16 protein-coding genes are annotated in these 14,619 nt (G+C 74.3%); 10 read left to right on the top strand and 6 right to left on the bottom strand.

Features of this window, described 5'->3' with window-relative positions; all coding sequences use genetic code 11:
- Positions 1 to 95 precede the first annotated feature (95 nt).
- The gene (locus O7625_RS11215; protein ID WP_282345770.1) at positions 96 to 2,444 is read left to right on the top strand and encodes an APC family permease; all 2,349 of its coding nucleotides are present in this window, start codon (positions 96 to 98) and stop codon (positions 2,442 to 2,444) included.
- A gap of 143 nt (positions 2,445 to 2,587) precedes the next feature.
- Here O7625_RS11215 and O7625_RS11220 read toward each other — a convergent pair whose 3' ends face one another.
- The 3 genes from O7625_RS11220 to O7625_RS11230 all read right to left on the bottom strand — a co-directional run bounded on the left by O7625_RS11220 (position 2,588) and on the right by O7625_RS11230 (position 4,437).
- Entirely contained in the window at positions 2,588 to 2,809 is a 222-nt protein-coding gene (locus O7625_RS11220) for a winged helix-turn-helix domain-containing protein (RefSeq protein WP_282345771.1), read from the bottom strand.
- Positions 2,810 to 2,912: 103 nt separating this feature from the next.
- Entirely contained in the window at positions 2,913 to 3,737 is an 825-nt protein-coding gene (locus O7625_RS11225; RefSeq protein ID WP_282346898.1) for an SDR family NAD(P)-dependent oxidoreductase, read from the bottom strand.
- A 136-nt stretch (positions 3,738 to 3,873) separates the two neighbouring features.
- Positions 3,874 to 4,437 carry a DUF4190 domain-containing protein gene (locus O7625_RS11230; RefSeq protein WP_067306668.1) on the bottom strand — a complete coding sequence of 188 codons (564 nt, stop codon included), beginning with the start codon at positions 4,435 to 4,437 and terminating at the stop codon, positions 3,874 to 3,876.
- Positions 4,438 to 4,622: 185 nt separating this feature from the next.
- Here O7625_RS11230 and O7625_RS11235 point away from each other — a divergent pair, with 185 nt between their 5' ends.
- Positions 4,623 to 5,459: an SDR family NAD(P)-dependent oxidoreductase gene (locus O7625_RS11235; RefSeq protein ID WP_172898519.1), complete on the top strand. Its 837-nt coding sequence runs from the start codon at positions 4,623 to 4,625 to the stop codon at positions 5,457 to 5,459.
- Positions 5,460 to 5,522: 63 nt separating this feature from the next.
- Here the strand turns inward: O7625_RS11235 and O7625_RS11240 are convergent, their stop codons facing one another.
- The 3 genes from O7625_RS11240 to trxA all read right to left on the bottom strand — a co-directional run bounded on the left by O7625_RS11240 (position 5,523) and on the right by trxA (position 7,493).
- Complete coding sequence (locus O7625_RS11240) at positions 5,523 to 5,930, bottom strand: CoA-binding protein (protein ID WP_282345773.1); 408 nt, start codon at positions 5,928 to 5,930, stop codon at positions 5,523 to 5,525.
- A gap of 70 nt (positions 5,931 to 6,000) precedes the next feature.
- Entirely contained in the window at positions 6,001 to 7,047 is a 1,047-nt protein-coding gene (locus tag O7625_RS11245) for an Rv2578c family radical SAM protein (protein WP_282345774.1), read from the bottom strand.
- An 83-nt stretch (positions 7,048 to 7,130) separates the two neighbouring features.
- Positions 7,131 to 7,493: a thioredoxin gene (trxA, locus tag O7625_RS11250; RefSeq protein ID WP_282270815.1), complete on the bottom strand. Its 363-nt coding sequence runs from the start codon at positions 7,491 to 7,493 to the stop codon at positions 7,131 to 7,133.
- Between the two features lie 689 nt (positions 7,494 to 8,182).
- Between trxA and O7625_RS11255 the strand changes: the two genes are divergently transcribed.
- The 8 genes from O7625_RS11255 to O7625_RS11290 all read left to right on the top strand — a co-directional run bounded on the left by O7625_RS11255 (position 8,183) and on the right by O7625_RS11290 (position 14,603).
- Positions 8,183 to 8,689 carry a hypothetical protein gene (locus tag O7625_RS11255; RefSeq protein ID WP_282346901.1) on the top strand — a complete coding sequence of 169 codons (507 nt, stop codon included), beginning with the start codon at positions 8,183 to 8,185 and terminating at the stop codon, positions 8,687 to 8,689.
- Positions 8,690 to 8,798: 109 nt separating this feature from the next.
- Positions 8,799 to 9,422 carry an RNA methyltransferase gene (locus O7625_RS11260; RefSeq protein ID WP_067306722.1) on the top strand — a complete coding sequence of 208 codons (624 nt, stop codon included), beginning with the start codon at positions 8,799 to 8,801 and terminating at the stop codon, positions 9,420 to 9,422.
- A gap of 214 nt (positions 9,423 to 9,636) precedes the next feature.
- Positions 9,637 to 10,326: a DUF6758 family protein gene (locus O7625_RS11265; protein ID WP_332310878.1), complete on the top strand. Its 690-nt coding sequence runs from the start codon at positions 9,637 to 9,639 to the stop codon at positions 10,324 to 10,326.
- Between the two features lie 116 nt (positions 10,327 to 10,442).
- A complete protein-coding gene (locus O7625_RS11270) occupies positions 10,443 to 10,601 on the top strand; it encodes a hypothetical protein (RefSeq protein WP_165942702.1) in 159 nt (52 codons plus the stop codon).
- 6 nt (positions 10,602 to 10,607) lie between these two features.
- Positions 10,608 to 11,474: a PH domain-containing protein gene (locus O7625_RS11275; protein ID WP_282345775.1), complete on the top strand. Its 867-nt coding sequence runs from the start codon at positions 10,608 to 10,610 to the stop codon at positions 11,472 to 11,474.
- A gap of 103 nt (positions 11,475 to 11,577) precedes the next feature.
- Positions 11,578 to 12,309, top strand: a complete 732-nt coding sequence (locus O7625_RS11280; RefSeq protein ID WP_282345776.1) for a SigE family RNA polymerase sigma factor — start codon at positions 11,578 to 11,580, stop codon at positions 12,307 to 12,309.
- A complete protein-coding gene (locus O7625_RS11285; RefSeq protein WP_282345778.1) occupies positions 12,306 to 13,553 on the top strand; it encodes a hypothetical protein in 1,248 nt (415 codons plus the stop codon). Before O7625_RS11280 ends, O7625_RS11285 begins: the two co-directional genes overlap by 4 nt.
- Positions 13,554 to 13,736: 183 nt before the next feature.
- Entirely contained in the window at positions 13,737 to 14,603 is an 867-nt protein-coding gene (locus O7625_RS11290; RefSeq protein ID WP_067306694.1) for a PHP domain-containing protein, read from the top strand.
- Positions 14,604 to 14,619: the final 16 nt, after the last annotated feature.

Below are 14,619 nucleotides of genomic sequence, written 5' to 3' on the forward strand. Positions count from 1 at the left end.
TCCCGGCCGTGCACGGGGAGCCCGTTCGTCGCGATTCCGCCCGAACGGCGGGTGGGGATCCCGTCCGCGCGTGAGAGTGCGGGGGGAGGTGGGCGATGCCGGGGCGGAGCATGGACGACGACCGCAGCGACACCGTGGTCACCCCGTCGGCCGAGTTCCCGCCGCTCGACCCCGCCGAGGTGGACACCCTGCGCCGGGTGGGCGCGCAGTGGCGGACCGGGGTGCCGCCCGCCCTGCCGGTCGACCCGACCCTGGGCCGGTACCGGAGCCGACCGGCCCCGGGCCGGTTCAGCCGGCTGGCCCCGATCGCCCTGTTCCGGCCCGAGCAGGACGACCGCCCGGAACGGGATGACCGGCCGGAACGGGATGACCGGGGCGGGCGGGACGACCGGCCCGAGCGGGATGACCGGGGCGGGCGGGACGGACTGGTCGCCGCCGAACCCGCGAACCGTCCCGACTCCGGCCTCGGGCGGCGACTGGGCCGGGTCCGGCGGGCGGTGCTCGGGCCACCGCTGGCCAGCGCGGCGGTGCTGCACGAGCGGATGCGCAAACTGGTGGCCCTGCCGGTGCTCTCCTCCGACCTGCTCAGCTCGGTGGCGTACGGGCCGGAGGCGCTGCTGACCGTGCTGGTGCTCGCCGGCAGCGGGGCGCTGGGCCTGACCCTGCCGCTGTCGGCCGGGCTGGTGCTGCTGATGGTCGCCGTCGGGATCTCGTATAGGCAGACCATCCCGGCGTACCCGCACGGGGCCGGCTCGTACCTGGTGGCGGGGGACAACCTGGGGGTCGGTGCGGGGCTGACCGCCGCCGCCGGGCTGATGCTGGACTACGTGCTGACCGTGTCGGTGTCGATCGCCGCCGGGATGCACGCGGTCACCTCGGCACTGCCGGGGCTGACGCCCTTCACCGTGCCGCTCGGGGTGCTGGTGATCCTGCTGCTGCTCGCCGGCAACCTGCGGGGGGTACGGACCGCCGGCAACATCTTCGTCCTGCCGACGTACGCCTTCGTCGCCGCCGTGCTGGGGCTGCTGGTGATGGGCTACCTGCGGGCGGCGGGCCGGGGCTTCGCGCCGGTGGCCCCGCCGGTCGTGCCGGCGACGGAAGGGCTGGGGCTGCTGCTGGTGCTGCGGGCGTTCGCCTCCGGGGCGGTGTCGATGACCGGCATCGAGGCGGTCTCCAACGCGGTCCCGGCGTTCCGCCCGACGGAGTGGCGCAACGCCCGCACCACGCTGTCCTGGATGGTGGCGATGCTGGTGGTCCTCTTCGCCGGGCTGACCCTGCTGATCCACCTGACCGGCCTGGTGCCCCGCCCCGGTGAGACGCTGCTGTCCCAGCTCGCCCGGGTCACCTTCCCGACCGGCCCCTGGTACGCCGTCGTCCAGGCGACCACCGCGCTGATCCTGCTGCTCGCCGCGAACACCGCGTTCAACGACTTCCCCCGGCTGCTGTTCTTCATGGCCCGCGCCGGCCACGCGCCGCGCCGCTTCCTGCACCTGGGCGACCGGCTGGCGTTCGGCAACGGGCTGGTGGCGTTGGCCGGGACGGCGACCGTCGTGTTCGTCGCGTTCGGTGGACACACCGAGAAGCTGATCCCGCTGTACGCGGTGGGGGTGTTCCTCGCCTTCACCCTGTCGCAGAGCGGCATGGTGGTGCACTGGCGGCGGCACCGGGGCGTCGGCTGGCGGCGTCGGGCGCTGGTCAACGGGGTGGGCGCGGTGCTGTCCGGCCTGGTGCTGCTGACCGCTGCGGTGGCGAAGTTCACCGAAGGGGCGTGGGTGGTGGTGATCGCCGTACCCCTGCTGGTGCTGCTCTTCCACCGGGTGCACCGGCACTACCGCGCCCTGCACGCCGCCCTGGCCCTGCGCCCCCCGCCGGGCGGCCGGCAGCCCGGGGCCGCCCGGCCGTCGCCGGTAGCGGCCGGGCCGCCCGCCGTCCCCCCGCCCGCCGTCCCCCCGCCCGCCGTCCCCCCGCCCGCCGTGCCTCCGCCCGCCGTGCCAGCGCGGGGCGCCGGGTCCGTCGAGTGGGAGGAGGTGCCGCAGGAGCTGCGGCACCTGGTGGTGGTCCCGGTGGTACGGCTCAACCGGGCGTCGATGCGTGCCCTGGCGTACGCGGTGTCGCTGGGTCGGCCGACGCTGGCGGTGCACCTCGCCCCGGAGGAGGTCGAGGCGGACCGGTTCCGGGAGCAGTGGCGGGCCTGGGGGGACCACGTCCGGCTGGAGACGATCGTCTCGCCGTACCGGGCGGTGATCGGGCCGCTGGCGCACTACCTGGCAGCGTTGCACGCCGCCGCGCCGGAGCTGGTGCTGACCGTGGTGGTGCCGGAGGTGGTGCTGCGCCGCCCCTGGCACCGCCTGCTGCACAGCCGCACCGGGCACCGGCTGCGCAGGGCTTTGCGGGCGCTGCCCGGCGTGGTGGTGACCAGCATCCCGGTCCACGTGGTCGAGTAGCGCGGCTACCCGACCGGGGAGAGCGACGACATCGGGTCACCGTCGGCGCCCCTCGGGGCACGGCATTGTGGAGATCTGTTGTCGCTGTAGCAGCAACAATTCTCCGCAGAGACGTGCGTCTCCGCGCGTTCCGGCGGGTGGGGTCAGTCTGCCGGCACCGCCTTCACGTAGACGCCTTCGCCCTGGCGTCCCTCGACCAGGCCCTCGGTCTTGAGGACCAGCATCGCCCCACGGATCGATCCGTAGGACACGTCGTGTTCGGCCTTGAGTTCCGCGGTGGAGGGGAGTTTGTCCCCCACGGCGAGTTGGCCGGTCCGGATCTGCTCGCGGATGGCCTCGGCCACCCGCTCGTACTTGGCGGGCATCTGTACTCCTCGGGTCGTACCCCGAATGGCGGCCTGGCAGCCCGGCGACGGCCACGCCGGTCCGGAGGCGTGACGGCGGGTGTGGGGGCCGTTCCCGGCCGGGTCAGGTGTCGAGGCCGACGGCCTTGGCGCTGGCGGTCCAGAGGCGGGCGGCCAGGGCCGGGTCGGCGGCGCGCGGCCACGGCCGGCGCAGTCGCCGGTCGGCGTAGTAGGCCCCGTCGACCAGCCGGGAGGCGGGCTGGTTGGCGAGCCAGACCAGGGTCTCCGCGCCCTTCTCCGGGCTGCGGAACGGCATCACCCGCATGCCGAGGGCGACCAGCTTGCTGTCCGCGCCGAACCGGGTCCGCACCACCCCCGGGTGGAACGAGTACGCCGGCACGTCCGGCCAGCGTCGGGCCGCCTCGGCGGTGAACAGGATGTTGGCCTGCTTGCTGGTGCCGTACGCGCGCATCGGCCGGTAACGGCGCAGCGGGGCGTTGAGGTCGTCCGGGTCGAGGGTGCCGCTGCGGTGCGCGCCGGAGGCGGTCACCACCAGCCGGCCGACCCGGTCGACGAGCAGGTTGCTCAGCAGGAACGGGGCCAGGTGGTTGGCCTGGATGGACAGCTCGAACCCGTCGACCGTGGTGAGCGGCTGCAACACGATCGCCCCGGCGTTGTTCGCCAGCACGTCGATCCGGTCGTACGCCGCCCGCAGCCGCTCGGCGAGCCCGCGCACGTCGTCCAGTACGGCGAAATCGGCGCGGAAGAGTTCGGGGCGCTCGCCGGACGCCTCGCGTACCCGGTCACCGGCGGCCTGGAGGCGGGCCGGATCCCGACCGACCAGCACCACCCGGTCGCCCCGTCGGGCCAGGGCCACGGCGGCGGCCAGCCCGATGCCGGAGCTGGCCCCGGTCACCACCACGGTCCGCCGCCCGGTGAGATCTTCCACAGGTCCGTTCACCCCGGTCACCGCACGAGGTTACCGCGGCGTCACCGGTCTCCGGCGGCCGGAACGGACCGGTCGTCCCGCCGCAGCGGTGACCGGTCGGGCCGCCCCGGGCCTCCCCGGGGCGGCCAGGACGGGCTCAGTACGTGGTCCCGTAGCCGGTCGACGACTCCTGGTTGGCCAGCCAGACGAAGAAGACCACGATGGCGATGGTGGCCAGCACCGCGATGACGGTGCAGATCCAACCGACGACGATGCCGGCGGTGGCGAAGCCCGAGCCACCCTCGCCACGCTCTTTGATCTGCTTGCGGGCCACGTGGCCGAGGATCGCGCCGATGACGCCGATGTAGCCGCCGAGGCCGTAACCGCACAGGCCGATCGCGCCGATGATCGAAACGATCATCGAGGCGATGGCGAGGCCGTTCTGCGTGGGTGGGGGTTGGTAGCCGCCGTAACCGGGATACCCGGCCGCCGGCGGGTAGCCGACCGGCTGCGGGTAGCCGGCCGCGGCGGCGTACGGGTCGACCGGGCCGGCCTGGGCCGGGATGCCCGGCGCACCCGCGTACGGGTCGACCGGGGCGTACGGGTCCTTGCCGATGGGTGGGACGGAAACCGGTGGGGCGCTGGCCGGCAGGGTCGGATCGGGCTGGTGACCCGACCATGCCGGGTCCTGCCAACCGTCGGAGGGCGGGGGGTAGGTCATGTGATCTTCTCCGTCGCATGTAGGTGCGCCGTCAGGGTAGCCAGGCCCCGACAGCGCCGAGGTCCGCCCGTGGTGGCTCGTTGCCCGCGCCCTGCCGAACGGGCAGGATGCCCGGCATGGCTATGGACGCGCGTGGGGCCGACCGATCCGGCAGTCGACCGAGGCGGGACGTGAGCCGACCGGGCCTGGCCCGGCGTACCCGCGCCACGGCCGCCGGCAGCCAGCCCGGCCAGGACGAGCCGGTGCCGGTGGCCGATCCGGTGACCATGCGGCTGGACGGCCGGGTCGCCCTGGTCACCGGCGCGGGCAGCGCGGACGGCATCGGGTACGCGACCGCCCGCCGCCTGGCCGACCTGGGTGCCCGGGTGGCGATCGTCTCCACCACCCGGCGGATCCACGAGCGGGCCGGTGAGCTGGGCGTGACCGGCTTCGTCGCCGACCTGACCGACGAGTCCGAGGTCGGCGCGCTCGCCGACGCGGTGGCCGAGCAGCTCGGTGACGTCGAGGTGCTGGTCAACAACGCCGGCCTGGCCAGCCGGGCCAGCCCCGAGGTACTGCGCCCGGTGGCCCAGCTCAGCTACGACGAGTGGCGCGGCGAGATCGACCGGAACCTGACCACCGCGTTCCTGTGCAGCCGGGCCTTCATCAGCGGGATGGCCGAACGCGGCTGGGGGCGGATCGTCAATCTCTCGGCGACCGCCGGGCCGGTGAACGCCCTGCCGACCGAGGCGGCGTACGCGGCGGCCAAGGCGGGGGTGGTCGGGCTGACCCGGGCGCTGGCCATGGAGATGATCGCCGACGGGGTGACGGTGAACGCGGTGGCCCCGGGGACGATCTACACGGCGGCCTCCACCATGGCGGAGATCAAGCAGGGGCTGGGCACGCCGGTCGGCCGTCCCGGCACCCCGGACGAGGTGGCCGCCGCGATCAGCTTCCTCTGCTCACCGGCGGCGTCGTACATCACCGGGCAGATGCTGGTGGTGGACGGCGGCAACAGCGTCCGGGAGGCACAGTTCCGCTGATCGGTAGCCGGTGCCGGACGCTACCGGCAGCGACGGGCTTGCCGCCCCCCGTCGGGGGACCGGTCACCGGGGCGGGGTGAGGTCGGCGGCGGCCCGTTCGACGATCAGGCAACGGTCCTCGACGTAGTCCATGCCGGCCTCCTCGGCGATCCGCCGGGCCTCGGCCGAGACGATGCCGAGCTGGAGCCAGACCGCCGGAGCGCCGATCGCCGCCGCCTGACGCACCACCTCGACCGCGTCCCCGGCCGGTCGGAAGACGTCCACCAGGTCCACCGGGTGCGGGATGTCGGCCAGCGAGGCGTACGCCCGTTCCCCGAACAACTCCTCCACCGCCGGGTTGACCGGGATGATCCGCCAGCCGTACCGCTGCATCTGCGCCGGCACCCGGTGTGCGGCCTTGCCCGGGTCGCGGGACGCGCCAACGACGGCGATCACGGCGGAGTCGGCGAGGAGCTGCTGGGCGGTCCGCATCCGCCGAGCCTAGCCCGGCCGGGTGCCGGCGCGGGTGGCCGAGACCGGCACGGACGGGCCGCGCCGGCCCTCACAGCAGGGCGAGCTGTTCGGGGGCGGGCGCGGGCGGCGGGACCGGCGGTCGTCGGGTGTCGCCGGGCTCGCCCCGGTGCAGGCCGTGCCGGCGGGCCGCGATCCGCACCCGGGCGGTCAGCTCCCGCTGGTACGCCTGCGGCGGGTAGGCCCCGGACCGGTACAGCTCGCGGTACCGGGGCACCAGGTGCGGGAACTGCCGGCCGAGCCAGTGCGCGTACCACTGGCGTGCCCCCGGCCGCAGGTGCAGCGCCAGCGGGGTGACGCTGGTGGCTCCGGCGGCGGCGATCGCCGAGACGGTGGCGTCGATCGACTCGTCGCCGTCGCTGAGGCCGGGCAGGATCGGGGCCATCAGCACCCCCACCGCGAAACCGGCGTCGGTGAGGCGGCGTACCGCGTCGAGCCGGCGTCGCGGGCTCGGGGTGCCCGGCTCGACCGCCCGCCACAGCGCCTCGTCGACGAAACCCACCGAGAACGACAGGCCGACCCGGGTCGCCTCGGCGGCCTGACGCAGCAACGGCAGGTCGCGCAGGATCAGGGTGCCCTTGGTGAGGATCGAGAACGGGTTGCCGAAGTCGCGCAGCGCCTCGATGATCGGCGGCAGCAGCCGGTAGCGCCCCTCGGCCCGCTGGTAGCAGTCGACGTTGGTGCCCATCGCGATGGCCGCGCCGCGCCAGCGCGGGGCGGCCAGCTCGCGTCGGACCAGCTCCCCGGCGTTGACCTTGACGATCACCTTGCGGTCGAAGTCCGCCCCGGCGTCGAGGTCGAGGTAGGTGTGCGAGTTGCGGGCGAAGCAGTAGACACAGGCGTGGGTGCAGCCCCGGTACGGGTTGATCGTCCAGCCGAACGGCACCCGCGAGCCGCCCGGCACCCGGTTGATGATCGACTTTGCCCGCACCTCGTAGAACGTCATGCCCGCGAAGTCCGGCGTGTCGAAGGTGCGGGCCACCGCTCCGGGCAGCGCCAGCGGCAGGGGTGGCGCCGCTGGCGCTGCCCGGTCGGGATGCTCCTCGTCCGGGGGAGCGGAGAGGTGCTCCCAGCGCATGACGCCTATTCGAACACGTGTGCGATAGCCGGCGCAAGTCGACGGCGGCCGGACCCCGTGGACCCGGCCGCCGTCGGCGGTGCTCAGTGCTGGTGGTTGGCCAGCTGCTTGCGGACGTCGTCCATGTCGAGGCCCTGGACCTGCTCGATCAGGTTCTCCAGGGCCGACTCGGGCAGCGCGCCGGGCTGGGCGAAGACGATCACGCCGTCCCGGATCGCCATGATCGTGGGGATCGACCGGATGTCGAACTTGGCGCCCAGCTCCTGCTGGGCCTCGGTGTCGACCTTGCCGAAGGTGATCTCCGGGTGCTTCTCCGACGAACGCTCGTAGACCGGGGCGAACCGCTTGCAGGGGCCGCACCACTCGGCCCAGAAGTCGACCAGCACGATGCCGTCGCTCGCGGTCACCTCGTCGAAGTTGGCCGTGGTCAGCTCGACGGTTGCCATTGGACTCTCCGATCAGCGCGGATTGCTTTTTCGTCCGGTAGAACCAGGCGGTACCCCGGCAAATTCCCGGGTGGCGGACGCCGAAACCGGTGCGGGTGGGGCGGTCCGCTCACGCCCATCGAACCGGCGCTGTCGATGCGCGCGTGCGGACTGCACTTGCACGACGCATTTGCGTGACCGCCCGTGATGGGAGCGTTTCCAGGGAGATCGCCCCCCGGAGCAGCGGGCATGCCTCCATCGACGTCCTGACGAGGTGCTATCTAGGCTGCGGAGATCGCTCTCTCGTTGATCGTTAATGACTCTCCGTATTGTTACGAAAAGATAAATGTGACCTCCGTCTCTGTCCGTCCGTCGCTTCCGTGGGGCAGACTCTTGGACATCAGAGCGTGGGCGGCGGGTGCCGGGGAGGGCCCCGCCGCTCATTGCGTCTCCCCCCGGGTGAACACCGGTGTGACATTTACCCGTCACCCCCGCCCCCGGTATCTCCTCAACCAGCGCTAAGGCGCAAACCGCCGGTACGGCGCGCCCGGTGCGCCCCGTCGTCACCCGGCGGAGGCGGACGGACACCGTCCGGCCCGCCGCCACGCGGGACAGGATGCTGGTGACGGACGTCGAGCTGGAGTCCGGCCCGCCGCCACACGGCCACGCGGATCGGGATGGACCGGCCCGGCCCTGCGCCCGGCGGGCATATGCTGGCGGCGGAGGTCCTGATGAGCCACTCCCTCGCCGGAGAGCCGCCCTCTGCCGGACGGCGTGCCGCACCACTGACCACCGCCGGCTACTCCACCCGCGAGTGGGGCCTGCTCACCACCCTGCCCGGCCGGGTGCTGGTCGCCGCCGCCTCGCCCGGTCCCGGACGCCCGGCGCGTACCGTCGCCGCCGGCCTCGTCGGGTTGGACGCGCTCGCCGCCGGCCGGGCCTCCGACAGCGACCTGGTCCGCGCCGTGGTGGCGACGATCTACGCCCGGGACGACAGCTCGAGCACCCCGACCGGTGGGCTGGCCGGGGCGGCGGACCTGCCGCCGGTCTGCCGGGCCGTGGTGCGGGTGCTGCGCCGACGGGCGGACCCGGCCGACTCGGCCGCGTACCGGCAGTGGGTCGAGTCGGTGGCGGTCCGGGTGTGCCGGGCCGGCGACCCGGATCCGACCGACCAGCGGTTCCTGGACCGCCTCGGCGACGCGCTGGGCCTGCGGTGACCGGAGCCGACCCGGTGGACGCGGCGACCCGCGGGTGCCCGCGCCGGCCCGGGTCGGACGCGGGGTGGGGTGCGACGGTCGCGGCCCGGGTCCGTACCCTCTCGGGATCGTGACCGAGGACCAACTCGACGTGGGTGTCGGACCGTGGCCCGGCGACCCGCCGGACGACCCCCGCTACGACCCGGAGCTGCTCGCCGCGGGCGACCGGCGCAACGTGGTGGACCGGTACCGCTACTGGCGGCGGGAGGCCGTCGTGGCCGACCTGGACGCCCGGCGGCACGACTTCCACGTGGCCATCGAGAACTGGCAGCACGACTTCAACATCGGCACGGTGGTCCGCAACGCCAACGCCTTCCTCGCCGCCGAGGTGCACATCGTCGGGTTGCGTCGGTGGAACCGTCGGGGTGCGATGGTCACCGACCGGTACCAGCACGTCCGGCACCATCCGACGATCGACGGGTTCGTCGGCTGGGCCGCCGACCACGACCTGCCGGTGGTCGGTATCGACAACCTGCCCGGTTCCCGGCCGCTGGAGACCACCACCCTGCCCCGGCGCTGCGTGCTCCTCTTCGGCCAGGAGGGCCCCGGCCTCTCCGACGCCGCCCGGGCCGCCTGCGACCAGCTCTTCTCGATCGCCCAGTACGGTTCGACCCGGTCGATCAACGCCGGGGTGGCCAGCGGCATTGCCATGCACGCCTGGATCCGCGCGTACGCCGCCGCCCCGCCGCCCTGACCCGCCCGGCGCGTGCGTCGCCCGCGTCACCGCCGTCTCCGACCCGCCCCGCGGGCTCGGCGGCACCGGAGATCGCGGCCCTCCCGGTGGGGCGGATCCGCCCCGGAACCCCAGGTGGACGGCGGGGAGGCGGGTGGATCGGGAGACGGCGTGTCGGCGGGGTCGGCTTGACGGACCCGGATCGTGGGGCCACGGTGGGGATGTGAGTGTCGTGGTGAGTTGTCCGAGGTGTGCGGGTCAGGTGCGCCCGCCGGACCTGATGAACGGTTCCTCGCGTTGCGTCCGGTGCGGGCCGGTCGCCCCGCTGCACGTGCCCGAGCGGATCGACGCCGAGATCGTGGCGAGCGTGGTCGACCGGGTGGCTGCGGAGAGCGGCCCGGAGCGGCCCGCGATGCCGCTGTGGTGCCCGTGGCCGCTGCCGTCCGGCTGGACCGTGACCGGGGTGGCCTGGGCCGGCGACGAGGCCGATGGCGTCCGGGCCACGGCCGTCGCCTGCGCCGGTCCGGCGCCGCTCGGCGGCGGACCGGCCGAGCTGGTGCTGGTGGCCGAGGAGCCCGGGGTCGGACTGGGTACCCGGTTCGCCGGAGTGGCCGGCCCGGATCCCGGTCCAGAGTTGACGGAGGTGCTGGCCGGACCGGGCCCCGGCCCTGGTCATCCCGAGCATGTCGAGCCGGCGCGGATCCGGGCCGGCGGCCACCCGACTCCACTGTGGCTGATCAATTCGGCAACGGATCGAAGCGCGTACGCCGGTGAGGCTCGGGGAATGTGGCTCCATGCGATAGCCTGGCCGGCGAGCGCGGGTTACCTCCTCGCGGAAGATGTCGTCCTGCACGACCTCACCGAGTGGACTCCGCCCGAGCTCGTGTACGGCGCACCGTCTCCGTACCTGCACGGCGGGGCCTGACGGCCCTGTCGGCGAGTCGGAGATGGGACGCAGATATTCACGCTGCGGCACCATGCTGATACTGTGGGTGCCGCTGCGGTAAATGGACCCGGCGCCGCGCGAGAGGATGGCCCGCTATGGTCAAGAAGGTCCTCACCTGGGCCGGTATCGCATTCTTGATCTTCTTCGTTGCCTACCGGCCAAATTCGGCAGCGGACGTCTTCAAGTCGCTCGGCGGTGGCATCGTGGACATCGCCCAGGGCTTTGGTGACTTCTTCACGAGCCTCGTCGCCTAGCCAGCGATGGGCAGCCCCTCCGGACCCCCGTTCGACCCGGACGATCCCGGCCGGGACCGCCGGGAGCGGGACACCGAACCGATCCCGAGATACCGGCCCGACGAGGGGCCGGGCTACGGGTCCGGTGCGGGACTCTCCAACGGACCGTCCTTCTCGGACGACGCCGGTTACGGCGACGGCCCGGCGTACGCCGGTGAGGGACGTGCCTGGGTCCGTGATCCGGAGGCGGGCTACCAGCAGCCGGTCATCTCCGAAGAGGAGCTGGCCGGGCTGCGGTCCGACTCCCAGGGGATGGCCCCCCGCCGGGTCCTTCCGCTGGAGGACGAGCCCAGTTCGCTGGTCGCCCGCTACCTCTTCCCCACCGAGCGGTACCGCGGCGAGTGGAAGCGGCACTGGATCCACCTCACCACCCCGATCATCGTCGGCGTGGCGGCCACCTTCGTGCTCGGCTACCTCTCCGGCTTCCTCGCCGGCCAGGACGTCGGCGCGCTGACCACCATCGCGGTGCTGCTCTGGTTCGCGGCGATGGGCTGGGTGGCCTGGAAGGTCGCCGACTGGTGGTACGACCGGTTCATCCTGACCAACAAGCGGGTCATGGTGGTCAACGGCATCGTCACGCGCAAGGTCGCCATGATGCCACTGGCCCGGGTCACCGACATGAAGTACGAGCAGACCCCGACCGGCCGGGCACTCAACTACGGCACCTTCGTGCTGGAATCCGCCGGCCAGGAACAGGCGCTACGCGAGATCAAGAACCTGCCCAACCCGAACGAGCTCTACCTGCGGGTGGTCGAGGAGATGTACGAGCCGCAGGCGGTCGAGGCGCGGTTGGGCAAGGAGGCCGACGAGGCCAAGGCCGACGACGGCGCCTGAAGGCTCTCGTCCGTCCGGCGGGCGAACTGCACCCCTTCCGCCGTCGACCGGGTGTCGCCCGGCATGACAACCTGCCAGGCAGGACGGGGCGCGGAGGTGAGCGGTGGCCGACCGGGATCCGCTGGAGGACGAGTTCCGCGACTTCGTGGCGGCGCGCTCCGGCGCCCTGCTGCGTACCGCCTACCTGCTCACCGGGGACTGGGCCACCGCCGAGGACCTCCTCCAGACCGCGCTGACCAAGACGTACCTGGCCTGGCGGCGGCTGGGCGGGATCGAGGCGGTCGAGCCGTACGCCCGACGGGTGCTGGTCAACACGTCCACCAGTTGGTGGCGACGACGGTGGCACGGTGAGCGGCCCACCGAGATACTGCCCGAACGGGCCGGCGTGGACGAGATCGCCCAGCACCTCGACCGGGACCTCCTCTGGGGGCACCTGCGGGCGCTGCCCGCCCGGCAGCGCGCGGTGCTGGTGCTGCGGTACTACGAGGACCTGTCGGAGGCACAGACAGCGGCCCTGCTGGAGATCTCCCCGGGCACGGTGAAGAGTCAGACGTCCCGGGCGCTGGCCACCCTGCGCCGCCGGCTCGGGGCGGAGGCGCAGCTCGACCTCCCGGCCGATCCCGCCGCCCGCCCGGCCCCGGCCTCCCGTTCCGCACAGACTGCCCGTGCCGCGCCGGCCGCCGGTGCCGCACAGACTGCCCGTGCCGCGCCGGCCGGCGGTACCGCGCCGGCCGTCCAGCCGGCCCGGATTCCCCGCCCGACCCCGCCCGGCCGGGCCGCCGACCGCTCCCGGACACCCACCCGGGCCACCCCGGTCACCGCGGAGACCCGATGAACCCCTCGTCACCCCGACCGGGCAACCAGACCGGCCGCCCCGAGCGTCCATTCGCCGTGACCGACGACGAGCAGCTGGAGCGGGCGCTGCGGGAGACCCTCGCCCAGCGGGTCGCCGTACCGCACCAGCTGCCGTTCGACCCGGCCGGGCTGGCGCTCCGCCGGGCCGGGCGGACCCGTCGCCGGCGCACGGTCGCCGGGCTCGCGCTCGCCGGGATCGCCACCGCCCTGGCCACCGGCGGGATGACCCAGCTCGGCGGGCAGGCGGACCGCACCACCACCCCGACCGTGGTGCTCGGCGACCCGCGCGGGGTGGCCACCCGTTCCGCCGCACCGGTCGCGCCCGTCCCGGCGGAACGACCGGCCGACGGCGAGGTCGACCTGATCGTGGCCGGTGTCCTGGTCACCGCCACCGGCCAGCGGTACGACCTCGGCATCGGGCCGGTCGAACGGGCGCAGCGGCTGCCCGACCGCGGTGGCTGGCTGCTGACCGGGCCGACCACCGTCGCCGGCCGTACCCTCTGGATGGTGCCCGCGGGCGGTGAACCGCAGGCGCTGCTCGCCGGGGCGGAGGAGATCGTCGTGTCGCCGGACGGCCGGCAGGTGGCCTGGCGCGACGACGGACGGATCTTCTCGGCCGGGATCGTCGCCGGCCAGCTCCTCGCGGTGGTCGACGAGCCGGCCCCCGCCGGGATGGTCCCGGTCCGGTTCATCGGCAACCAGGTGCTGCTCCGGGCCGGCCCCCAGGGTGGTCACCTGCTGTGGCGTCCGTCCCCCGGCACGCCGCCCGGCGCCGTCGCGCCGCACGTCCTCGACGTCTACGGGGCCAGGTCCGACGGCCGGCTGGTCGCCCGGGTGCGCGCCGGAGCCCGGAGCTGTCTGGCCCTGCTCGGCCCCGACCTGAGCCAGGACACCACCCGGTGCGAGTCGACGCCTGCCGCCGACGGCCGGGGCGCGGTCTCCCCCGACGGGCGCTGGCTGCTGGTCAACGGTCGACTCGCCGGTGCGGACGGCGCGATCCTGGTCGACCTGGCCGGCGGTGCCGCGCCCCAACGGACCGCCGGACCGGTGATCGGCGACGTGGTGGCCTGGACGGACACCCGGAACGCGACCTACGTCGACCGGGGCGGCGCCCTGGCGCGGATGCGTCCCGACGAGGTCCTGTCCGGGGCGCGGGCCACCTCGACCCCGGTGGCCGGGGCCAACGCCGACGTCCGACCCGTCGTGGTGGCCGGGTCGGACTGACCCCGGGGCCGCGGCCAGGACGGGACGGACTGACCCCGGGGCCGCGGCCGGGACGGGACGGCGGTGGCCGGGCCGGATCGCCCCAGGACGGCGGTGGCCGGGCCGGATCGCCCCGGGACGGCGGTGGCCGGGGCGGATCGACTGGGCACGGCGGTGGCGGCCCTGCCGGGTAGCGTCGGGATCATGCCCGCGCGCCCGTTGATCGACCTGCACGCCCACTCCACCGCCAGTGACGGCACGCTCGGCCCGGCCGAGCTGGTCAGGGCTGCCGCCGACGCCGGGTTGACCGTCGTGGCGATCACCGACCACGACACCACCGCCGGGTGGGCGGCGGCGGTCGACGCGCTGCCGGCCGGGCTCAGCCTCGTGCGGGGCGCGGAGCTGTCCTGCCGCTGGCACGGTGCCGAACCGGCGCTGCCGCTGCACCTGCTGGCGTACCTGTTCGACCCGGAGCACCCCGAGCTGGTCGCCGAGCTGGCCCGGGTACGCCAGGCCCGGGAGGAGCGCGGCGAACGGATCGTGGCGCTGTTGCGGGCCGACGGGATCGACGTGAGCTGGCCGGAGATCCTGGCCGCCGCCGACGGGGGCACGGTCGGCCGCCCGCACATCGCCGCCGCGCTGATCCGGGCCGGCCTGGTCGCCACCACCACCGAGGCGTTCGGCCGGGACTGGCTGGGCGAGCGGTACCGGCTGCCCAAGGAGGACATCGACGTGTTCCGGGCTGTCGCCCTGGTGCGGGCGGCCGGCGGCGTGCCGGTGTTCGCCCACCCCCGGGCCAGCCGACGGGGCCGGATCGTCCCCGATGCGTTGATCGCCGACCTGGCCGGGGCGGGGCTCGCCGGCCTGGAGGCCGACCACGAGGACCACACCCCCGCCGAGGCGGCGCACGTCCGGCGCCTCGCCACCGACCTGGGCCTGCTGGTCACCGGCTCGTCGGACTTCCACGGCAGCCACAAGACCGTCCGGTTGGGCGCGCACACCACCGCGCCGGAGGCGTACGAGCGGATCGTCGCGGCGGCCTCCGGGGTGACCGGCGTCGCTTCCGGGTGATCCGCGTTCCGCCTGC

This window comes from Micromonospora sp. WMMD714 (assembly GCF_029581315.1).
Classification (GTDB): domain Bacteria; phylum Actinomycetota; class Actinomycetes; order Mycobacteriales; family Micromonosporaceae; genus Micromonospora; species Micromonospora rifamycinica.